This is a genomic window from Sphingobacterium detergens (assembly GCF_003610355.1).
Taxonomy (GTDB): domain Bacteria; phylum Bacteroidota; class Bacteroidia; order Sphingobacteriales; family Sphingobacteriaceae; genus Sphingobacterium; species Sphingobacterium detergens.
In genome coordinates this window covers 326599-350335 of record NZ_RAPY01000007.1, presented here as the reverse complement: position 1 = coordinate 350335, position 23737 = coordinate 326599, and the positions used below count along the sequence as shown (strand labels likewise).

The 23737-nt window shown below is 39.7% G+C and carries 13 protein-coding genes; 7 read left to right on the top strand and 6 right to left on the bottom strand.

Going from position 1 to position 23737, the window contains the following annotated elements; translation table 11 throughout:
- The coding region (locus tag DFQ12_RS28320) for a hypothetical protein (RefSeq protein ID WP_208642624.1) at positions 1-285 on the top strand (285 nt) is incomplete at its 5' end.
- A gap of 575 nt (positions 286-860) precedes the next feature.
- Here DFQ12_RS28320 and DFQ12_RS25895 read toward each other — a convergent pair.
- A complete protein-coding gene (locus DFQ12_RS25895; RefSeq protein ID WP_120261912.1) occupies positions 861-2981 on the bottom strand; it encodes an ATP-binding response regulator in 2121 nt (706 codons plus the stop codon).
- A 259-nt stretch (positions 2982-3240) separates the two neighbouring features.
- Between DFQ12_RS25895 and DFQ12_RS25890 the strand changes: the two genes are divergently transcribed.
- The 3 genes from DFQ12_RS25890 (at position 3241) to DFQ12_RS25880 (ending at position 10698) form a co-directional block, all read left to right on the top strand.
- On the top strand, positions 3241-5253 hold the full coding sequence (locus tag DFQ12_RS25890; protein ID WP_120261911.1) for a beta-N-acetylhexosaminidase: 2013 nt from the start codon (positions 3241-3243) through the stop codon (positions 5251-5253).
- Positions 5254-5609: 356 nt separating this feature from the next.
- Positions 5610-8915 carry a SusC/RagA family TonB-linked outer membrane protein gene (locus DFQ12_RS25885; RefSeq protein WP_120261910.1) on the top strand — a complete coding sequence of 1102 codons (3306 nt, stop codon included), beginning with the start codon at positions 5610-5612 and terminating at the stop codon, positions 8913-8915.
- 10 nt (positions 8916-8925) lie between these two features.
- A complete protein-coding gene (locus DFQ12_RS25880) occupies positions 8926-10698 on the top strand; it encodes a RagB/SusD family nutrient uptake outer membrane protein (RefSeq protein ID WP_244211853.1) in 1773 nt (590 codons plus the stop codon).
- A 227-nt stretch (positions 10699-10925) separates the two neighbouring features.
- Here the strand turns inward: DFQ12_RS25880 and DFQ12_RS25875 are convergent, their stop codons facing one another.
- From DFQ12_RS25875 to DFQ12_RS25865, 3 genes are all read right to left on the bottom strand, one after another.
- A complete protein-coding gene (locus DFQ12_RS25875) occupies positions 10926-13265 on the bottom strand; it encodes a hypothetical protein (protein WP_147420479.1) in 2340 nt (779 codons plus the stop codon).
- Between the two features lie 421 nt (positions 13266-13686).
- On the bottom strand, positions 13687-13965 hold the full coding sequence (locus tag DFQ12_RS25870; protein ID WP_120261908.1) for a DUF4342 domain-containing protein: 279 nt from the start codon (positions 13963-13965) through the stop codon (positions 13687-13689).
- A 273-nt stretch (positions 13966-14238) separates the two neighbouring features.
- On the bottom strand, positions 14239-16473 hold the full coding sequence (locus tag DFQ12_RS25865; RefSeq protein WP_120261907.1) for a glycoside hydrolase family 2 protein: 2235 nt from the start codon (positions 16471-16473) through the stop codon (positions 14239-14241).
- A gap of 424 nt (positions 16474-16897) precedes the next feature.
- On the opposite strand from DFQ12_RS25865, the gene DFQ12_RS25860 reads away from it, so the two are divergent.
- On the top strand, positions 16898-18496 hold the full coding sequence (locus tag DFQ12_RS25860) for a beta-N-acetylhexosaminidase (protein WP_120261906.1): 1599 nt from the start codon (positions 16898-16900) through the stop codon (positions 18494-18496).
- Between the two features lie 86 nt (positions 18497-18582).
- Positions 18583-20088 carry an alpha-L-fucosidase gene (locus DFQ12_RS25855; protein ID WP_120261905.1) on the top strand — a complete coding sequence of 502 codons (1506 nt, stop codon included), beginning with the start codon at positions 18583-18585 and terminating at the stop codon, positions 20086-20088.
- Positions 20089-20158: 70 nt separating this feature from the next.
- On the opposite strand, the gene DFQ12_RS25850 is transcribed toward DFQ12_RS25855, so the two are convergent.
- Positions 20159-20803: an HAD family hydrolase gene (locus DFQ12_RS25850; RefSeq protein ID WP_120261904.1), complete on the bottom strand. Its 645-nt coding sequence runs from the start codon at positions 20801-20803 to the stop codon at positions 20159-20161.
- Positions 20804-21042: 239 nt separating this feature from the next.
- The gene (locus DFQ12_RS25845) at positions 21043-22542 is read right to left on the bottom strand and encodes a fimbrillin family protein (RefSeq protein ID WP_167457355.1); all 1500 of its coding nucleotides are present in this window, start codon (positions 22540-22542) and stop codon (positions 21043-21045) included.
- Between the two features lie 485 nt (positions 22543-23027).
- Between DFQ12_RS25845 and DFQ12_RS25840 the strand changes: the two genes are divergently transcribed.
- Positions 23028-23732, top strand: a complete 705-nt coding sequence (locus DFQ12_RS25840; protein ID WP_147420478.1) for a hypothetical protein — start codon at positions 23028-23030, stop codon at positions 23730-23732.
- The last annotated feature ends 5 nt before the right edge of the window (positions 23733-23737 follow it).

Here is a 23737-nt window from a genome sequence, read left to right as displayed (position 1 = left end):
AACAGGTGGGAGAGTAGGTCGGTGCCTTTTTTTACACGGAAGCCCTTGCTGGAAACAGTCAAGGGCTTCTTTCGTTTACATACTTCCCAAAAGGTTCCAGAAGGACAATGGTGCCGCAGCTATGGAGGAACTCTTATTTTTACTACCTACAGGCGGAACTACGTTTTGTTCTTGGCCTGGCCAGGCTTGCTTGGTCGATTACGACTTATTGTAGTGGCTCAGTTTGTTCTCCTTCCATGGGGCGTTGTATTGCGAAGCGATGCCATAGTGAATCCTGTACTGTAAATATATCTGATCATGGAAACCAATCTGGTATTTGTGAGGAAAATTTAGCTGGACAATCTGTCTATAGAAAACTGAATGTTTCAGGAGATGCAGTATCCTCGAGCTGTCTAGCTTAAATTAATAAGGTCGTCGCTATAATGAAATGAATCCCAAAAGTTAGACAAAAACTTTTGGGATTCATTATTTATGAGAAAACACATATTTGAGGAGAGACTAGCTATAGTTTACCAAATGAGAAATGGGAAGCCAATCAAACAGATATTCCTCGAACATATGACGGGGTAAAAGCCATCAAAGATTTAAGTTCTGAAGATAATGTTGAAATGCTATTGGATTGTAAGCAGAAAGCCTGTTGAGTATGCTATTACCATCGCAAGTACGCGAATAATATCTTAAGAATTAACACCAACCAAGGTGTAATGAAGTGCTTCAGGATTATGAACAATTAGCACGAAAAAGGGGTCAGCAAATTTTGCTGACCCCTTTGTTGTTTGCCTTATGTTAACTTGAATGCGTGTCGATGTTAGCAGCAATTGATATTGGATGATAAAGACAATATAATCGAGCGATACAATCTATGATGTTAAAATCTGGACGAATGTTGCTAAATTAAAAGGCTTGACCATAATCCCATCGAACTGATGGATCTGCCCCTGAGGAATCTGTACGGTTACCTGTGATTCATCCGATGTTAATGCAATTACTTTGCTGTTCGCGCCATGGATAGTTTTGTTTCCTTTGACTAAATTCAAAATATCCCAGCCGCTAGGGCCATTCATGTTAAGGTCAGTGATGACAATAGCACTGGTATTATTTTGAAGATACTCCATCGCCAGTGACGAATCTTGAAAAATTTGGACGTCCTTGAACTGCTGTAGAGCCTGTTTAACAAATAAATTGTTGATTGGGTTATCATCGATAACGACAATGCGTGAGTTTATCGGTAGATTGTCCTGTGTAACCACTTGTGTCAGGCTTTTCTTTTCATCAGCAATGGGAACGATTAATGTAAATGTCGACCCTCTTCCTTGTTTACTTTGCACACTTAATGTTCCATTTAGTTGCTCCGCCATAAGCTTGGAAATATGCAATCCCAATCCAAAGCTATTTTTGGATCTGAGGTCAGTCATATAATATTGTTCAAAAATATGTTCCTGGTCTTTTGTAGAAATACCTTTTCCTGTATCTGAAACCTCTACTTGTAGGGTTTTCTTTCCATCAGAGTTGATGAATGCCTTAATCTCTACCTGACCTTTGTCAGTATATTTAATGGCATTACTCAGAAGATTAGATACGATCTGACGCAAGCGATATGCTCCGCTCTTAATTAAAGTGTCTGGTTCTATGGAAATATTGCTGACAAGCTTAAGCCCTTTTTTATCCGCCTGGCTTTGTTGCATTTTTATCAGATTGGTAAGCAAGTTGGCTGGTGAAAAATATTCTTCTTTAATTTCCAGCATGCCTGATTCTAATTTGCCAAGATTGAGTATATCTTCTACCGTATCATTGATCACATGGATATCCTGTGTGATGGAATCCAATAATGCGGGATTAACGCGATTGTTGGACGTGTTGTTCTTTAAGAGGTCAATGACGCTGACCAGCGAATTGACTGGAGTACGCACATCATGGCTCACATTGGCCAATATACTCGTTTTTTCTTTGGCTGTACGCAATGCATAATCCCGCGCCGCTGTGATTTTACGTTCGTAAATAATAGTATTATAATGATAGGACAGAATTAAGGTCACCATAATAATCATTAGGATGATTGAGGCAATAACCTGCTTCCCGAAAAAGGCAGAATTTTCCTTATACAATTTGAAATCCTGTATCTCGGCCGCCCGTAAAGACTCGTCTTCTTGTGTTTTTATCTTGAGTAGGGCGGTACTGATCGTACTAAAAAGGGCATAATTTGATTGTAGGAGTTGTCTTTCCTTATCTTGGAGTTCGACAAAGGAGCGACGAATTTTACTAAAATCTTGCTTATAGAACGTTTCATTCTGTTCAATTAATGTCTGTATCTGGCTGTGGATGGCCTTGATCTGATTGACATTAAATTGTTGTTCAAGTTTGTCGGCAACTAAAGTGTCGTTTTTTGCTTTGAAAATCCGGGTGAAAAGTTTTTCCTTTTTTCTGACAATTGTATCTTTTTTTCTGACAATTAGGGAAGTATCTCGTAATATTCTGTTAACAACGGAATCCGCGTCTATCCGATTGGTTGCTGGACGTAATGTTCGACTGGTTTTAGTTAAAAGAGAAAGAGAGTCCTTTGCCAGGAAAATCATATTATCTACGGATTTCTTGATGCGTGCGAATTCATCAGAGAGATGTATGTTTTGTTCCAGTGGTGTATTGGTTGAAAACGATATTCCTTTTTTGGAAGAAAGCGTAGAAAGAGAGTCAATATAAAAACGAAGGCTATCTAGGTTTTTTGTATAGTTTGCCAAATTCTGAGTACTGAAATCTACCGTATATGAACGGAATGCATTCCCCGCAGCATTATAAGAGGCAAACAGCTCATAAAATAAACTTGTCAACTGATTTTTGGAGCTATAGGCTTTATTTAGACGAGCTTCGGTTTTTTGATATTCAATATATTGATAGGTAAATATCGAGCCGATATACACTAAAGAAAGAATCAGAAAAGCAATTAAAACTGTCCTGAAAATAAATATTTTTCTATTATTTTTCACGTTGTTACTCTTTCAACCAATAAATTAATTACAGCCTCTTTGTTTAGTATGGAACTCAAATTTAAGACTTAAAAATGAAAGCTGTTGTTTATAACTGTCAATTAATCGCTACTTTTTAAAAAACTTACACAATCGTTTGATTGAAAGGAAAAGACGGTAGTACAATTTTTATTTTCTATTTTACCGATGGAAACCTAATAGAGTCAGATAGTTGGCTCAAAATAACTCATTTCTAATAAAGGAAAAAATTGTAAAACTGATGAAAAAACTGTTTATTTCAGCAATGTTGTCGTTAATTATCGGACAGGTAAGCTATGGGCAATCTATTATAAATGTCATTCCAAAACCACAGGAAATCACTTATGGGGAAGGTTTATTCCAATTAGATAAACAAACGACCATAAGTTTTAAAAATTGTAGCGTTAAAGATGTAGACCTGTTCATTAAGCAATTGCGGCAAGCAAGCCATTATCCAATGATGGAAAAAAGGCAATCAAGCAATACGATTGAGTTTATTTTAGATAAAAAACTGGATCTGCCTAGTGATGAAGGGTATCAATTGGATGTATCTGCTAAAAAGGTAACAGTGAAGGCAAAGACAACGCATGGTCTTTTCAATGCGTCACAATCGTTGCGCCAGCTCCTGCCCGCTGCAATCGAGACAACTAATCGTGCTGCAAATGAATCCACTTGGTCCATTCCTGTTGTTGCGATCAAAGATTATCCGCGATACCACTGGCGGGGGTATATGAAAGATGTAAGCCGTACATTCTATACGATAAATACTGTTAAGAAATACCTGGATGCAATGGCTTTATATAAAATGAATATCTTTCATTGGCATTTGACGGATGATCAGGGATGGCGTATCGAAATAAAGAAATATCCAAAGTTAACGGCCGAGAATGCGACAGTCTTCCACCGTACTGAAAAGCAACCGGCGGAGCGGAGCGGTTTTTATACACAGGAGCAGATAAAGGAGGTGGTTCAGTATGCCAAAGAACGCAATATTACAATTGTTCCTGAAATTGACGTACCAGGGCACTCCTGGCCAACAATATTAGCCTATCCTGCGTTGGGGGTGAATAAGAATTCTTACCCCAATCATATTTTTCCTTTCGTGTCGTCCTGGGGTTATTGGGGTAACCAGTTTACACCAAATACACTTGATCCAACAAAAGAGGCAACCTATCAATTTTTGGATGATGTGTTTACCGAGATTGCCAGCCTATTTCCGGGAAGCTATATTCATTTTGGAGGGGATGAGGTCCGTCATGATTTATGGGAAAAAGAATCCCATGTGCAGGATTTTATGAAGCAGCATCAGATTGCAGATGTCAAAGCATTGCAAAGTTATTTTGTACAACGTGTATCGGCTATCATTGTTCAGAAAGGGAAAAAACCTATTGGTTGGAATGATATTTTGGCCGATGCTAAGAATCTGCCCAAAAGTACAGCTATTATGAGCTGGCTTGGAGAGGAGGCGATTAAGGAGGCGACTAAAGATGGATTTAAAGCTGTGGCGACACCGGCCTCGCATCTGTATTTCGATATTACGCAGGCGGATCGCAATGATGGCACAATGACTGATCTGGCCTATCCACAGATTAATTCCCTAAAAAGGGTTTATGACTTCGATCCATCAAATGGATTGACCGCGGTAGAGGATCAATTGGTACTGGGGGTGCAGGGTAATATGTGGTCGGCGATTGCCCAGGATATCAAAGATATGAATGTGCAGAATTTTCCACGCTTACTTGCTGTTGCTGAAATAGGTTGGGCTTCTAAGTCAAAGAAAGATTATGCGGAGTTTTGTCGTAGACTGGATGCTAATCTTCCACGTCTGGATTCCATGCGGATTGATTACTATCATACCGGCGGTTATATCGCAGGTAGCTGGAAAAGTGATGACATCAAAGAGGAGTATAGTACACTAACCTTTGATGTCACAAAAAGGATCTACGACAATGGACGGGCACAAGCTGGTTTTTTCTTTTTAGAAGGTAAGAATTTTCTGGAGATAGATGCTGTCCAATTGCTGCAAGATGGTCGTATTATTGATGAGGACGGACATCATGCGCTTGCGGACAAATTTAGAGGAACGAATAAAATTAAACCTTTTTATTACAATTTCACCGTGAGAGATTATAATCCGAATGCGAAGTACGAAATCAAGGCCCGTGTTAGGGGTGCTGGTGGAGTAGATTCAAAAGGTAATTTTACATTTAATCTGTCACCAACTCTTCCTTTCAACAAAACGGAGAAAAGATAGTATATCCAATATACTTTTCGATTGGACAAAAGCAGCAGCCTCGGTAGCTGCTTTTGTTGTTAGAAATATCCATCTGTTGTCTAAATATCTGCTCTTTTTAGCGTGAATAGCCCCTGCTATACCCGTTGTTTTATAAAAACAATGGGTTAATTATTCTAATAACCTATATGCGAAACGTAAAAAAACAATCTGTTTTTCAGTTTCTTTTGTTCAATTTCATTTTTATTTTCAGATTCTTTTATTTAATTTCCTATTAAAATCAACTGTCTTTTGTTATTTTTTTACAAAAGACAAAATACCAATAAACCTTTTAGTAATTGTTTGTAAACTATTATCTAAACACCTCCATCTTAATTATGAAAAAGAATCATCTTTTTTACAGCAAAGCCAGACCTTTAAGTCTTTTAGGTCTAGGTCTTTTATGCTCGTCCCCTAATTTAATTGCGAGCAATTTGAAATCGAAATTGAGCTATTTTCATGTCGAACAACAGCAAATTTCGGGTAGTGTAAAGAATGAAAAAGGCGACCCACTCGCTGGCGCTACGATTACCGTGAAAGGTAGTACGATTCAAGCAGCGACTGATGCCAATGGTAGCTTTTCCATTCGCGCCAAACAGGGAGATTTTCTGGTTATCAATTATCAGGGTTATGCGCGGCAAGAGGTCGAGGTAGGTAGTGGAACGATTGCCGTGACGATGATTAGCAATACCGAGTCGTTAGAAGAGGTTGTTATCGTGGGCTATGGTAAGCAGAAAAAGGGAAATCTAACCGGGGCTGTTGCAGCAGTAAACTCTGAACAACTGAAAAATATCTCGCCATCCAATCTGTCCAATACCTTGGCGGGAAGGGCGGCCGGGGTGAATGTGACGAATACCTCAGGGATGGCCGGAGCTTCCTCTTCCTTACGTATCCGTGGAGCTGCTGTCGAACCGTTGTATGTGATTGATGGTGTGGTGCGCGACAAAGCGGCTTTTGATGCGCTGGAGGCGAATGAAGTAGATCAGATGAGTTTCTTGAAAGATGCCGGAACCGCCGCTGTGTATGGTACAAGAGCAGGTAATGGCGTTGTACTGGTGACGACAAAAAAAGGGACTGCCCAGGCACCAGTATTCAATGTGCAGAGTAATTATTCCTTCAGTGCACCTACACAGACTCTATTGGCCAATCTGACTACCGCTACGGATGAACTAATCTATCAGAATCGAGTTTCCCAATTCCGTTGGGAACAGGGCAAGAAAAGTGAACCGTGGGTAGCTCCAAATGGACAGCGGGAATTTGACTATTTTAAAGACAAAAATTATAACACCAATGATGTTATCTGGCGAAATCCTTTCAGCCATAGGCAGTCTATTGCTGTTAACGGTGGTGGCGACAAGATTACCTACTATGCCTTATTGAGCTATCGGAAAGAAAACGGATCTTATAAATCGCTGGATCACGAAAAATTTAATCTCCGCAGCAATATTTCGGCGAAGATCAGTGACGCATTTAGCATGGATTTTAATATCTCGGCCAATCAGACGAATTCCAATAGGTTCTTCTGGCCATTTAGTACATCTGCCAGTGATGATGATTTTGATGTTTCGGATTTTTACCGCGTTACTTTCAACTGGCCCAAGATGTATCCCTTTTATCTAACCGCGGACGGAACACCGAGCAATACCCCAACGGCTTATCCGGTACAGACACCGATGGGAAGCTGGCAGGCCTGGAATGTGATTGACCAGGTCATCGGCGATCGCTACATTGATCGCAAAGTACGTCAGGTAAATCCGATTATGACCCTTAATTTAAAGTTGGATAAACTGTTAGAGGGACTTTCTACAAAACTGGTGGGAAGTTACGTAGCAGAAGACTATATGCGCAAACGCTATATGAGTTTCCAAAAGAACTATACATTTACTTCGCTGAATCCAGATGGGAACCGTTTCATACCAGCCCCACCCTCAGAGGATAGGACAAATGTATTTACCTTTAGCCAGGCTCAACCTTTTATGGACTACAACCCACAGCGAAAATGGCAATACCAGGTGGATTGGTTCCTAAACTATAACCGCAAGTTTGGCAAACATACGGTGGATGGTCTGGTTGTTTATGAGCAGTTTAAATCGGGTAATACGAACATTACATCGCGGGCAGAAAATCCAATTATCCCATTGGATCAGATGTATATCTATCCGACAGATAGGAGCATGCGATCAACAGATGCCTTTGAATTAATGGACGCACGACGAGGGGTGATCGGTCGGGCGAACTATAACTATGCGGATAAGTATATAGCCGAGTTTTCTTTCCGTTACGATGGCTCACCTTTATTCCCAAATGATAAGCGCTGGGGATTTTTCCCTTCGATGTCCCTTGGTTGGCGGATGTCGGATGAGAATTTCTTTTCGTCCATCAAAAATACGGTCAGTGATCTAAAACTACGGGCATCATATGGAAGTTCGGGCAACTTTGTGGATGTGGAGGGCTATTCGATATTGCCCTATTCGTATATGGAGAAATATAGCTCGATCATCACTTCGCGAACAGGAAGCAGAACACCGGTGCCGGGATATATTTTTGGAGATAGCTATTACACTGGGGTAACGTACCTTGATAACCCGACCACGAACCTTACCTGGACAAAATCAAAGAGTTATAACGTTGGGATAGACTTTGGGTTTGTTCACAATAAACTGACGGGTAGTTTAGATGGCTTTATCCGTAAAGAGAGCGATATCCTCGGAACGAGAGGGATTAAGGTTCCGGATAATTATGGCAGAGGGTTGGCACCGGAAAACTATGCGGCGCGAAGCTTTAGAGGGGGCGAACTCTCACTCAACTGGAATGACAGGGTTGGTGAAGTTTCTTACGGTTTGAATGCGAATATGGGGTATGCAAAAGACCGATGGGATATTTTTGACGAGGAACCTTCCTACGCCGCAGGAGGAAGGGAAAATTTCCGTTCAAAAGTAGGACGTCCTGAAAATCGTATTATTGGTCTGGAAGCTTCGGGACTGGTTCGCACGCAGGCCGAAGCTGATGCGCTGAAAGGAAAAGGCTTTAAAACCTATGGACGTGACCCTTATCCGGGCATGATTCTGTATAAAGATATCCGTGGGCAGAATTATTCTGACCAGCCAGACGGCATTATCGATGACAATGATATGCAGTTGCTTTCGGAGAATAATACACCGCGTATTAACTATGGATTTGGATTTAACGCCAGCTGGAAAGGTTTCTATGTCTCTGCTTTATTTCAAGGCGTATTGGCTTATGATCGGGTGATCAGCAACCAGGAAGGGGCAGGAATGCGGCAACATGGGGATACCTTTAGACCTTATTATCCGATCTGGACTTCGGATGTCTGGACTCCAGATAATACGGATGCGAAATACCCGCGACCTGTAGGTTATAACTGGCAGGAATCTGGGGCTGCCTCCTCGACATTCTGGATTCGAAATGGAGCTTATATGCGACTGCGGGATTTAAATATTTCCTACACACTGCCGCAGGCCATGATGGAAAAAATCAAAATGAAGAGTGTCAACGTATTCTTAAATGGTACCAATCTATTTGTTTTTTCGCCGATGAAGGAATTCCATGATCCGGAGCAAAAAATGTACGATTCCTATCCGGTGATGAAAACCTTCACATTGGGTCTTGATGTTAAATTTTAATCGATTTTTAATGATGAAAAAGATATTTTATCCGCTAGTTGCCTTGTTGTTGACAACGGCTTCTTGCAAAAATGTATTGGATATTGAGGATCTCAACTCGGTAAATGAAGATAAAGTGTGGAATGATCCCAATCTTGTCAACGCTTATCTGGCTAATTTATATACCTTATTCGGCAACTGGAACAGTGGCGCAGACAATAATTCGCAACAGCTTGCTGGAATTAATTTCCCTCTGAATGCGGTGACGGTCAATAATACTGTCTACAAAGCTTGGGATTATACAACCATGCGTAAGATCAATACTGCTATCCAAAAGGTGTCCGGAAGTACAGGATTAAATGATGCGACAAAGAAATCCATCTTAGGTCAGGCACTTTTTATGCGTGCTTATATGTATTTCAATATGGTCAAGCATCATGGTGGGGTACCCTACATCACAAAACCACAGGATCTGGAAGATGATGAATTGAAAGTTCCGCGGAACAGTACCAAGGAATGTTTTGATTTAATGATAAAAGATTTGGATGAGGCGCTGACTTATTTGCCAATGACCATAGCGAAAGGTGCTGCGGATTATGGACGTATTGATGGTAATTTTGCCCTGGCTTTTAAAGCTAAAGTATTGTTGTATAAAGCGTCGCCACAATTTAATCCTTCCAATCCTTATGGGAATGCCTATTGGGTAGAGGCAAATGCGGTGAATAAAAAAGCTTATGAGCAGCTAAAGACACAGGGCTATAACTTGACCGCTGATTATTATAATATTGCATTGGTGGAGAAAGGTCCGGAGGTGGTCTTTGCTGTCATAAACTCCTACCCCAATAAGGTTGCTAACTGGGATAATGGGGTGCGGCCGGGCTCCGAAAGCCGGGGGACTGCCAGTGCTGTACCAACCTGGGATTTTGTAAAAGAATTTCCAATGAAAGATGGTAAACTATATACGGATCCAACAAGCAAATACCATAAAACAGATGAACAGTTCCTACAAAGCTATTGGGAGAACCGTGATCCCCGTTTTGACAAATCCATTGTTTGGAACGGGAAGGTCTATGAGGTTTCGGGTAAAACAGGGAAAAGACAATATACCTCGCTGGGCATCGCGGATGCACTGGACAATTTTGGAGAAAATCCAAAAGCTGGAACAACCTCCTCGAATAGAGACCGGTATACAGGATTTTTTATTTTGAAGAATTCAAAACTTTCCTTACGACAAACGCAGGTGGAGACCCAATATGATGTGGATTTCGTACTGATGCGTTATGCGGAGGTGATGTTAAATTATGCTGAAACAGCAAATGAAACAGGGGATCTCGCTACGGCAACGTCCCTTTTAAAACAGATCCGGATGCGCGCGGGTATCGAACCGGGGGGAGATAATAGCTATGGTATCGTTGCGGGTAATAAATCCGATATGCGGGAGGCTCTATTGGCGGAAAGAAATATCGAGTTCTGTTTCGAAGGCCACCGCTTTTGGGATTTACGTCGCCTGCGTAAGCTTGCTGTCCTGAACAATAAAACCAAGCAGGGAGTGGAAGCGATTGCGATCAATGCAAACGGAACCGATATGGATCTAAAGGCGGCAGCAGACTTGGCCAAAAATTATCAACTAAAAGAAAATCAGTTTAAGTACAATGTATTGCAGGTGCCTAGTACCGGAAATAAAATCAATCTGGTGCCAGATACATATTATTTCTTCCCGATTGCTCAATCTGTGATAGACAAGAACCCGAACATCAAACAAAATAAAGACTGGGGTGGAGAATTCAATCCAACGTTGGAGTAGATATTCCTGTCAAAGAGATAGGGTCTATAGGACAGAAATTGTCATTTCTGTGAGATTGAAATTAGATAGAATTCTATGGCTCTATTGAAGTCCTTATAAGGAATGTAACAAAGGCTTGGCTTATTAAGTAAGTTTAATACCTTTCGGTTGTTTTTCATGGACTTTAAACTTTTTGTCACATACAGCATTTATCCGATTATTTTTATAAGGGCTGTATGTGACATCTTTTACTTAAAGATCTCTCTATAGTAAACCAGCTTACCAGATTCCGTGATACCTTGGATGGTTATACAAAAGCCCTTTGCTCGACTATTATTAAAAAAGGTGAAAAGTCCTGATGTATTTCCGGCTTCCATAGTTGCAAAGGCATTCCAATATAATGTTGATCGATAATCTTTGGGACTATTAAACTTCTTGGCTGTAGTTTCGTAGGTCACATTGGTATATTGTGTAATCGGCATGTACCCAATAAGGGTCTGCTTATCCACTGCCTTGCCAATCTCACGGTCGACTTCACCTACTGAGGACTGAAAAAGAAGAATGGCCGGCTGATTATCTGCCTGCGGTAAACTCGCATAATATTTTACCATTGGAAAGTTAGCCGCGTCTTCAAAGAGCCCATTACCATCAATATTGGATTCAAAATTAGTAAAGATCTGTTCTATTCCATTGATATAGATTTTGTAGTTTCTTTGCGGGTTATAACTTTTGAGTTGTTTCCGTATATAATCGCTAATATCATAGGACCGTTTAATCACATTGCTGTCAAGTGCTGGATATATTATTGCATCGGGCTTTATGTTGGTCGGAACATCTGCCATATAAAACCTTTTTTGAACGCGCTCTTGCTCTCTTTGCAATCGACTTCTGTGGACGACAACAGTTGCTAGCCTGCGCTGTCCCTTTGCGTCAACAGTGAAATTTGGAGCAAAGCTTTCGAGTTGGATTAAATCTGTCGTTTTATAATCTCTTTGTGGTAGGCTGTCAGCGATATAAACCGGACGTCGGAACTGCTGCGGATTCGCAAAAGTATAATGGACAGAAAACGGCTCAAATTTTAACCGACGGTAGATTTGGCTAAATTTGGTTTCTACGGAATCAAAAATGATTAAGTTGGGAATACTAAATCTGCCCAGAGAATCAAAACCAATTTCTTGGTATTTCATGCGTGATGAGCCAAAATCCTGATAACCGAAAGAAGCTCCTCGGTCAACGCCCTTGGATTTTTCCTCCTTCTTCAATAGGTTTCGGTAGCTTTCATAAAACTTAGCCCACCTGTCTTTTGGCATTATTATCTGGCCTTTTAAAACAAGTAATGTATCTTTATAGAATTGCTTATCGCTATAGCAGATTTCTCGGAGCCAGTTCACACTCTGAATATAACCGTCTCTATTCTTGCTTTTGTTCCAGTAAACTTGAGGTGCGATTAAATTGTCTGAAGCTAATGGTTTAAGGTATAGATCAGTCAACATACTTTCATTACTATCTATCGGAACATCAATATCCGTGACTGAAATTGATAATTTTGCAGACTCTTTTAATGGAAGCTGTAATTGGAGCCTATTCCCAGATTTTTCACCTTCACCGCGTTGTAAAGAAACCTCTGGCTTGAGCAAGATTTGTTCTTGTCCAATGATGGCTGTTCGCGAAGAAAGTAATTGACCTGAAGTATCGTTGACTTTAACTTGTAAAAGCCCATATTCCAAACTGTTATTCTGAAGCGGAATATTAATTTTTTTCCCCTTAATCAGGTGCACTTGTTCTTTGAAAAGAAAACGTTGTTGTAAGCTGGCTTCAATACGTACAGATTGTGAATCGATATTGGTCTGTAATTGGATGACGGTTTGATCATTCTCCGTTATCAGGCTAGCTTTACTGCCCAATTTCGCCGCTGGTAAGCTGTTTTTTCGAATGTTTCCATCCACAGCGGTCCATTCGATGAAATAGTTTGTAGCCAAATTCGGGGTAAAATAAATCATGGCAAGCCCTGCCCCGTCAGTCTGGAAATCACCTAAAAACTTACCCTGATCATCTGTCAGGCTACCTTTGGCCATGGACGGGATTCCATTGTTGTCCGTACATTTGATTGTAAGCTGATTCGAAATGTCACTTAATAATAAACCTCCTTCAGGATAAAGAAATAGGTTGTAGTGCTTTTCTTTTTTGGGAAAATCAGATCGTTGGTCTGAAATAGGTTTTCCCAGTTGCAGTATGCCGATTTTCTTAAAGTACGGGCGGCCTTGTGGACAATTCGGATCATTTGTATAGGCATTGATAAATAACTCGTCTCCCTGATAAGTTGTTGGGATAACAAAATGACTTGCTGTAATACCTTGCGAAACCATTGCTACGGCCTGCTGGAATTCTTTACCCTGTCCATCTGCCCATTTTAGGTAGAGGTTAAATACATTTTTCGAAAGAAGACCTTCTTCCAAAATGTAACCTTTAAACCATACCGTATCGCCAGGAAAATAATAATCTCTGTCTGTATGCAGGTAAATACTGTTGCTTTGTGCGTAGCTGAAGTTTATTTGTATAAATAGAAGGAACAAGATAATATATCTCATGATCATAATTTATAAATGGTTTTCGCTTAGGGGTATTTTATAGCATTTACAATACTAAAAAGTATTGTTCAGTTTAAGGTACGGAAATTAATTTTCTATTAAAAAAGAAATATAAATCAATCGATTGCATTGTTTTTTGGTGAAAAATGGGGCAGAGAAAATGAGTGACGACTTAACAACAGGATGTGTGACGTGAAACTGAGAAAAAATGTTAAATATATTGTATAGAATGACTCTAGGACATCGTCATCGCGTATATAAAAAAAATCAAGACTCAGACAAAATAGGGACTGTGGCAGATAATTTAATCCAAGGTTGGAATAATGTATTTTCCGATCTTTAAGTAAGATATTGATGAAAATAGAATGGGCTGCCCATTGATGGGCAGCCCATTTATGTTAAATTATGTCAAGGACAGCGTTTATTTTAGTTCAATCATTTTTTGTTTTTCTTCCTCCTGTTTATCCTCTTGTAAGATGGCCAACTGCAGGCTGCAAATCAAGGTAAGGATAATAAGGACTACAAAAGCTACCGGAAAGATAATTCCAATGATCACCGCCAGTAGTAATGATATGTTGAGGTATTCCTGTCCATTTTTGGAAGAAACCTTTAAGCGTGAGCTTTTAAATGAATCAAAAAGGTCTTGAAAAGCTTTTGTGATTGTTTTGCTGTTAATGCTGAATGTTGTTTTAGTTGCCATGATGTTTATTTTTTAATGTTTTTATTTCTTATTTGATATCTCAAAGGTAGGGGAGATTTGCTGAAGGGGGGAGAGTCATTAGGCTAATCAGGAGTGAATCTCGGTAAACGGTTGGCTTATGTCGGTTAATGACCATCTGGTAATTTTTTTCTTAAAAGTCGGTTAGATGTGGATTCAGAATGATGATAGGGTAAGTCCGAAATCACTTTTACATAAAAAAGCCACACTAATGCAAGGACTAGTGCGGCTTTTTCATTCTATTTAATTTTGGTATTAGAGACCTACGTGTTCAGTTTTTGATTTGGTTGGTCCTGATGCATTTTGCTTATAAGATGGATCGTAATTCCAATGAATACTATCTGTCAATATCTTTCCGTCTTTTTGTATGATCTTAGCTTCGATCGTGTTCGCCCCCTTCGTAAGTTTGACGTTATCAAAAATGTAATGCACATCTGTTTGCCCTTTTCTAACGCCTTTGATAACAGTTCCGTTAACAGTTAAGGTTGGTTCGCCTCTATTGGAATAAATAGTTACCGGGGTAATTTCATTTCCACGATTGATCATACGGCGTTGGGTGACATACAATACCGGTTCTTTGCTCCAATTTGCTTTATACCAGTAGAAGCCATCTTTTTTCAATTTTCTATCAAAAGAAACCAATCCTTTATAATTTCTCGGATTAACGTTCAGTGCGGTAATCGGTGTGGCGAAATCAAAAGTATTCCACACGTATGACCCTAGGAAAATAGGGCTTTTGGAGATTACGCCCCAATGGACTTCATGGAATTTTGTCGCATATTCTTCTGGGAAAAATGATGGATTGCTCCATTGGTTGCCGAAATTGCCTACCTCTTCGGCCTGATCCTCAGGAACTGCTTCGGCACCGTATTCGGAAAAGATAATCTTGTAGTCTTTGAACTCTTTACTTATCCGTTGCGCCCATGTGGCGACATCGTTATCTTTATCGGATTTGTTTTCCAGTTCACCATTATACCAGCCGAAATAGTGGTTGATCCCTTGCACATCGGCGTTGTTGTTAACCGGATGATCAATTACATTGTATCCGCTGACGGAGACGGTGTAACGATCCGGGTCTTCGGATTTAGCGAGATCATTTAGTTTGGTCGTGAGTTCTATGGTGTAGGCGGACGGGGAGTAAACTTCGTTATGCATCCCCCAGATATAGATGGAAGGGTGATTGAAATTTTGTCGAATTAATTCTTTCAACTGCTGTTGGGCGTTATTGTCTTCAAATGTTGTCACGCGATTCACAAATGGGATTTCGGCCCAGATCACAAGCCCAATACTATCGCATTTGGAATAGAAATATGATGACTGTTGATAGTGTGCTAGACGGATGGAAGTGGCTCCCATTTCTTTGATAATGGATAGATCTTCGTCGTGGTCGGCGTTGCTCAAGGCTGAGCCTTTGCCCCAACGATCCTGATGTCGACATACACCATATAGGGGATACTTGATGTCATTTAAAAAGAAACCTTGGCCAGTACGTAATTCAAATTTGCGTATCCCTAAAGGTGTCGTTACCTCGTCAATGACCTGACCATCTTTTTTGATCTGTGTCACAACCTTGTAAAGGTAGGGATCGTCCAGTCCTTGCCATAAATGTGGGCTTTTGATCACAATTTGTTGTGATAAGACTTGACGGCCCTGTGGCGGCAATGTATATGCCGTTTGTTGTTTTGCTTTTATGGTTCCATCTTTTTCAAAAATGGTTGTTAGCAATTCGATCGGTTGTATTTTTCCGGATTTGTTGTCAATTTTTATTTTTAATGCTATATCCGCAGTCTTTTTTGAAACATTTTGTTGTGTGATATAGACACCTTGGGAAGCAAAGTCATTCACAGCAACATGAATGTCATCAGTGACTATAAGTTCAACAGGACGATAAATGCCGCCGTACATCGGGAATAAGGTGTGGTTTACCGGAATAACCTGTGGACTGGCTTCATTATTAACCTTGACCAACAGCTCGTTTTCCACTCCCAATTGAAGCATATTGGTTAATTCAAAGACAAAAGCAGAATAGCCGCCCTGATGTCGGCCAACAAAACTGTAGTTGCCATTTCGTTGCGAGTTATCGTAGGTAATATCATTTTTTCCTGCTTTGGAAGACAGGGGTTTATTATTTAAGTAAACTTCGGTATTGGTATTCACCCCTTCAAATCGGATGAAAATACGCTTACCTTTCCAATCTGATCCTGGGACAAACGTTTTGCGGTAATAAGCATCGCCGGTATAAAAACGTTCGTTTTTTCCAAGGCCACCCGGTTTGATCTCTGCAGTCTGCATGTCTGTTGCATTCCAGGTGTGTGGTAGGGTAACCAATTGCCACTTTCCATCAAATATCTGGTTGTAGTCCAATGCTGAGGTGGAAAACGGACCTTTTTTAAACGACCAGTTTGCATTGAACGGAATAACTGTTCTGGCTTGTAGATGCAGAATAGTTATCCCAATAAAGAAGAGCGTATAAAAAATCCTTTTAATCATATGGTTTTTAACTTAGGGTATTTGTTTCGTTTTCAAATATAACCAACAAAAAGACAATCGCTAATTGTGCGGGTTTTGGTTGATGAAGAATCTTGCAATAACATTAACTTTTTAAATCTTTATTGTTTCCATGTTTAAATATATTTCCCTATTGTTTTGTTTGTATAAAATACACTATAACGTTTTCGAGAGTTGCGCAAACGATTGACTGGATTTGACTTTCAGTAATAACTTAATAATTTCTTTACCATTGTATTACGCAGAGCTACAATTAGAATCGATTAAAGACCGTAACTATTTGGTTTTAGTTTAGGGGGACAGCAAACTCAGAATCGTAGATAAGGATTTTATAAAAATGTAGCAGGATGATGCTTTAATAATTAATTTTAACACCTTCTAACCAAGGTAAAGTCTTAATTATCATATGAAACGTAAATTAGTATTTATTATAACCTACTTGCTCATTCAAAATGTGACAGCTCAAATCGCGATTATTCCGCAGCCTTTAGCATGTAAAATGGGGCAGGGAGAGTTGAAGCTGGGGGGTAATTTTGGAGTCACTGGAGATGCTGTGTTTGAATCGTCTTTGCACTATCTTCGGAAGCTGATGTTGGGCCGTTTTGGAATTTCAACTTACGCCTCCTTGGAAAAGGAAGCAAAAATGATCGTGAAGCTTGATAGCAAATTACAGCATGAAGCATATCGTCTAAAGATTGATCGCAAAGGTATTGCAATATATGCTTCTGATAGATCGGGTATTGTCAATGCCCTTGCTAGTTTGGAACAGGTGTTTACTGGTGCTGAAAGAAAAGGCAATGCATTCTTATTACCTGTATTGAATATTGAGGACAAACCGCAATTTGGTTGGCGAGGGTTTATGTTAGATGAATCGCGTCATTTTTTTGGTAAGGAGAAAGTGAAATCTTTACTGGATTGGATGGCATTTTACAAGTTGAATAAATTCCATTGGCATTTGACAGACGAACCGGCTTGGCGCTTAAGTATACAAAAATACCCTTGGTTAACTCAAGTTGGGGGAATAGGCAATTATCTCGATCCTTATGCGCCCGTACAGTATTATAGTCAAGCTGATATCAGTGAGATCATCACCTATGCTGCTGAGCGAAATATTGAGGTCATTCCTGAAATTGATATGCCGGGACATGCTACAGCCGCAAATCGGGCTTATCCTTTTCTCTCTGGTGGGGGCAACGAAAAACATCCTGATTTCACTTTCCATCCTGCTAAAAATACAACATATACATTTTTGACTGATGTTTTGCGTGAAGTGAAAACACTGTTTCCTTCGGTCTATATTCATTTGGGAGGAGATGAGGTCGCCTTTGGCAGCGATGCCTGGGATAATGATATCAAAGTTCAGGAATTGAAAAAGACAGTAGGCTTAAAGTCCAACAAAGAAGTGGAAGAGTATTTTATCCGTCGTATGGCTGATTCTGTGGCTGGGATAAACGGAAAGATTATTGTTTGGGATGAAATGGTGGATGCCAAGTTGGCCAAAGATCAGACGGTCATGATGTGGTGGCGTCATGATAAACCAGAACAGCTAAACAAGATTTTGGATAAAGGCTATCAAGTTATACTAACGCCTAGGTTGCCAATGTATTTTGACTTTGTACAACAGGAGAATCATAAGTATGGCCGTAAATGGGGAAGGGGTTTCAATCCTTTGCAGGATGTGTTTGATTTTGCTGGAAGTCAATTGGATAGTTTGGGAAAAAGAAAAAAACAGGTCTTGGGCATTCAGGCTAATCTTTGGACAGAAACAGTGACGAATGTCAGTCGTTTGGATTACCTTGTGTTTCCGAGAATAGCGGCATTGGCGGAGGCGGCATGGGTGCCGGGAACAGGTCGAAATTTTGATGAATTTGCAAAAAAATTAAAAAAGCATTTACCCTTATACCGCGATCAGGGGCTTTATTACTTTGATCCATTTAAGGATAGTAATCCAGAGCCTGCAGTTATTAAAAAATCACAAAAACAATATATAGATAATCCAAAGTGATAATCGGATGGGCAACATATATCTGGTCAATAAACACGGATTTATTTGTCGTTGGGAGTAATCATTTTTAAAGAAATAAGGATAAGATGAAATATAATAAATTAATCACAGCATTGATTCTCGGCAGCATATTGCTGGGAGTAAAAACTACTTCGGCACAATGGACAGGTCCTCGCAAGAAAGTAGAAAACAAAGTAGACGTAAAATACGGGCCTTTGACGCCTGGACATCGGACGGATGAAGCGATGGAACGATTCCGAAACTATGGATTAGGACAATTTATCCATTGGGGCTTGTATGCAATTCCTGGTAACGAATGGGAAGGGGTCAGTGCACGAAAAGGAGCAGCGGCATCCGAATGGATACGTACCTGGAGTGGGCCAACAGCACCGAAAGACTGGAAGAATACTTATGATAACCTCTACAAAAAATTCAATCCTACAGGTTTTGACGCAAAAAGCTGGGCTAAACAGGCAAAAGAAATGGGGGCAAAGTATCTTATTTTTACCACAAAGCATCATGATGGATTTGCCCTGTGGCCTTCTAAGTATACAGACTATACCGTGGAGAAGAGCCCTTATAAAAAAGATATCGTCAAGCAAGTCGTAGATGCTTATACAGCGGAAGGAATAGATGTATTTTTGTATTTTTCAATTCTTGAATGGAATAATTCAAACTATATGGGGAAAGCTCCCTCTACTCCTGAAGAAAAGGCTAAATTCGATAAGTTTTTGGAATACACACGCAATCAGTTGCTAGAACTTCTAGAGAACTACCCGCAAATAAAAGGTTTTTGGTTTGATGGTACCTGGGATCAATCCTGGATTCAAGCGTATGATTTTACGTATAAATTAGAGAAAGAGTTACGTGAAAAACACCCGGGATTGATTATTGGGAGCAGATTTAGAAATGACGAATTTGGAAAGCGGCATTTCGACTCCAATGGTGATATGCTAGGGGACTATGAACAAGGTTGGGAACGAAAAATGCCGAAGGAGTTTGAATGGTTGGAAGGACGTGACTGGGATTGTGTCATGACGATTCCACCGAATGGTTGGGGCTATATGAAAGACTGGTCTGGGATTTATACCAAGACCTCAGATGATCTCATCGATATGTTAATGAATTGTGTTTCCATGAATGGCAATTTCGTGCTAAACTTTGGCCCTGATGGGAATGGTCATATGCATCCGGGGGAGGATAAGCTCTCCCAGGAGATTGGCGACTGGATCAAGGTAAATGGTGAAGCGGTATATGGTGTCAGACATGCTGGTCTTGCGCCATCCAAATTGGGTTACTTTACAAAAAAAGAAGATAATCTTTACCTTACGGTCTTTAATCGTCCAGTCAACAATATTGTGCGTATCGCTGTTCCTAAGAGTGCCGCTGAAGTTCCGGTTGCTGCCACTATACTCCAAAATGGACAATCCTTAGAATTACGCCATACGGATATTGGTCTAGACTTGGATAAAAATACGTATTACGATATTCTGCTTCCTAATTCGTTTATAGCAAATAAAGCCTTTGTCGTCAAAATGAAATTGGGAAAACCAAAGTCGCAAAGTGAAAAGCTGATGGATGCTAAAATGTAGCTAACTACAATATTTTAATTTAAAAAAGCTGAACTCAAACCATTGTTGGAATAAAGTTCAGCTTTTTCTTTTATATAATGTTCAGTAGTTCCTGTGGAACGTGAATAATATGCTGTGCACCGTGTTGCCTCAATTCGTTTTCATCGCGAAAACCCCAGGTCACACCAATAGCAGTCACCCCCGCGTTATTGGCTGTGTCCATATCAACAGAGGAATCACCAACATAATAGCAGTTTTCTTTTGCTATTCCTAATGTCTGGAGCGTATCCCAGACAATCTCTGGATCGGGTTTGGCCGGATGTCCTGTACGGTGACCAAGGATCAGATCAAAAGAGATCGTAGGAAAATATTTTTCCATTAACGGGATAACCGCCTCATGATATTTATTGGATGCTACAGAGATGAGATATCCCGAAGATTTAAGCGTCTGTAATAAGGAGATAATTCCAGCATAGGGTCGTGTATGAGATATTGTCTGCTCTTCGTAGTAGGTCTTAAATGCCGTTAGCAGTGTTGTTATTATTTCTGTGGTTCGTGCATGTTCGGGAAGGGCCCGTTCGATTAGTTTCTGCACACCATTACCTACAAATTTCTTGTAGGCCGGTAACTGATGTATAGGATAACCAAATTGCTGAAGGATCGCGTTGCAACTGTCTCCAAGATCTTGTAATGTATCCAACAATGTTCCATCCAGATCGAATATGATAAGCTTCATGGGTTAAAACTAATAAAAAACTATGATGGATTGATTGTGCATTTTAGGGATAAAATGGTGTTTTTACAGGAATGTCAAGTTTTTTGACGCACCGTGGCTATACCATTAAATAAAAAGACAATGCACAATTCATCGTGCATTGCCTTTTTATGGTGGAGATCTTGATATTTTTAAGGCTTATCAAGCTTTAAGCTACTGTCTTAATCGGAATAAAATAATTCGATTAAGCCAACCATGAATTATTTCCAGATACTGGTGTTGATACTTTCTTTTTTCGTGTTGTCTAAATCGGGAAAAAATGTAAATCCTGTTGCTTTTTCCAATTCACTCACTGTTAGTTTATAATTGTCAAAAGTACTTTTGGCAGGTGGAGTAACATTGTCGATCTTATAGGCTATTGTGTAATATTCGCTTCCTTTCTTCATAGCTAACGCTTTGAAATAGTATTTTGGTTTTGCGATATCTTTTTTGTCGTTGTCTTGTGCAAAGTCAAGCAGATTATCGGTATCTGTTGTTGGCATTGCTCCCGTTACAACATACATGGTATCACATTGCGCTGTCCAGGTCCGTACCTTAGTTTCCAGGTTTGCCCACAACCCCTGATTGAGGCGGGATGCCTGCGCTGTCATATTGGTAAAATAAAATGTAGTTTTATTGTGCGTGATGTTTAGGTTGCGGTCTGCGCTAGGCAACTGATGCCCCCTGTCGTAACCCGTTGGCTGGAAGCCCTTAAATAAAACCGGCTGGAATGCCGTTGATATGGAAGGATCATATCCCCAGGCATCTGTGCGATTACCAGAGCCTAAAATGCTATTATATAATGGATAAGCTACCCAGTAAGCCATTTTTAGCTTCTTATCATACAACATTGCATAGTTTCTTTGCGTGTTTGCATCAGGAAGAAAGTGCTGTATGAACACTTCATCATTGTTCAAATTGCTCATTTTGGGGATTTCCAGATAGGCTTGCGAATCGCCGATCCCGCCATTTGGTTTACCATTGTCAATTTTGATATCAAAACTGTAACGATTTCCCGCAATTAGGTTTTTCAGATTTTGATGTTGTGGTGTTGTCCATGTATAACTATCGCCATTAGGAGCTATAAATTTAATCGCCTTTCTGGTAATATCCTCTCCGGGAAGGAGGATGAATTCCACGATAGCTGTTTGGTTGGTATTCGCCGAAACTTTTCCTTGTATATCTTTCTTTTCAGTAAGGTTAACATTTAGTTTTCCAGTTGAGAGATCAAATCCCCCTTGTGTGTGTACCGAAGGTATACTGACAGCAATCTGATTGGCTTCTAAACCTGCTGTATTGGTAATGGAAAGATGAATCGCAATCTTGCTCAATTGTCTTACAAAATTGAGTGGGACGGTATTATTGGTTTTGTTGATGTTTTTTGCATTGCTGGCATACATGAAATCCAATACTGACTGGTTTGACTGATCACTCAGATTGATGGGATATTGAAAATCGGTAATGGATTTATAAGGATAATATGCAATGAAATCTACCTGTTCATTTGGTAAAATGATAGGTGATTTGCTTTGAAATAATGAACCATTAATCGTAAATACGTGATTGTTGACAGCATTCACAATTGAGGTTGATGTTAATCGCTGGCCTGATTTGATCATATAAACGCCAATTTGGTCGCCTTTGTCCCAGCTGGTCTCAGTAGCTTTGGTATTAATTTGGCCAACAATTGTAGGTGTAAATTGTAATGCAGCTTGCTCCATTCTGGACTCATTTTTTGTACATGAATTAAGAGCAAGCAACGTAATTATAAAATAAACTATTCGCCATATTGCATGCTGCGGAATAGACCTGTACTTGTAAATCATATTGATCGTTAGTGTTTGTTCGCAAAGAGGGGCAAAAGTACCTAAGAAAAGTTGAATTATCCGGGCATACATCTGCCTTTTTGTGCAAGCTAAATGCTTTGATAATGCATCTATTCGATTTTGAGATATATTTATTATGGGTATTGAATAATTTTTAAGGAAGACAACTGTTTTTAAATAGCGATAAGGGTTGGCGCTAAATTGGTTATTGGATAGTGTTAAAGATAAGGGCGGGAGAAAGGAAAGGTTTTCGTTCCAGACGGGCCAAATATCACACTTTTTTTTAAAATTTTCCTAAAGTGACGAAAATAGCACAATGTTTGCTGTTAATGCCCGAACATATATTGATTTGATAATTTATTAATCGGTACTGAAAAGAAATGAAGAGAGTTTTTAAATTAAAAGAACTGTTGACTAGGTTTTATGTGGTTATATGTGCATTGTTGATGACTTTTACATTGTCCAGTTGTTTTGACTTTGTTGAACAGATTGACCTTAAACCCAATGGTTCGGGACATATTGCGGCAACATTGAACCTGAGTAAAAGTAAAACAAAGGTATCTTCTTTGATGAAGATGAAAAGCATAAAAGGGATACAGATACCAACACAGGCCGAGATGGAAAAAGAGATTAAGGCGGCAGTTCAGCTACTCAAGCAGACAAAGGGTATCTCTAATGTTCAGTATCAAACGGATTTTACAAATTTTATTGTAAATATATCCTGTGACTTTAGTCAGATCGAGTCGTTAAATGCCTTTTCGGATATATTGGCTAATCGGTTTAAGACAAAGATATCAAATTCAAATAGATACTATTATAACGCTCAGACCAACGTTTTTGAACGTAAATTTGTAGCCTCGAGCAACTGGAAGGCTAAATTCAATCAGTTGGGAAGCGATAACACAAATCAGTTTGCGGATGCTTTTTATACACAGATTGTGCGTTTTGAGAAAGCGATAGTGGCTCAGGATAATAGTAAAGCGAAAGTTGCGGGCAATAAGAAGGGCGTGCTATTAAAATTACCGTTTACGGACTTGGTTTATGGTAAGTCTACTTTGGCAAATAAAATCACACTAACAAAATAACCTAT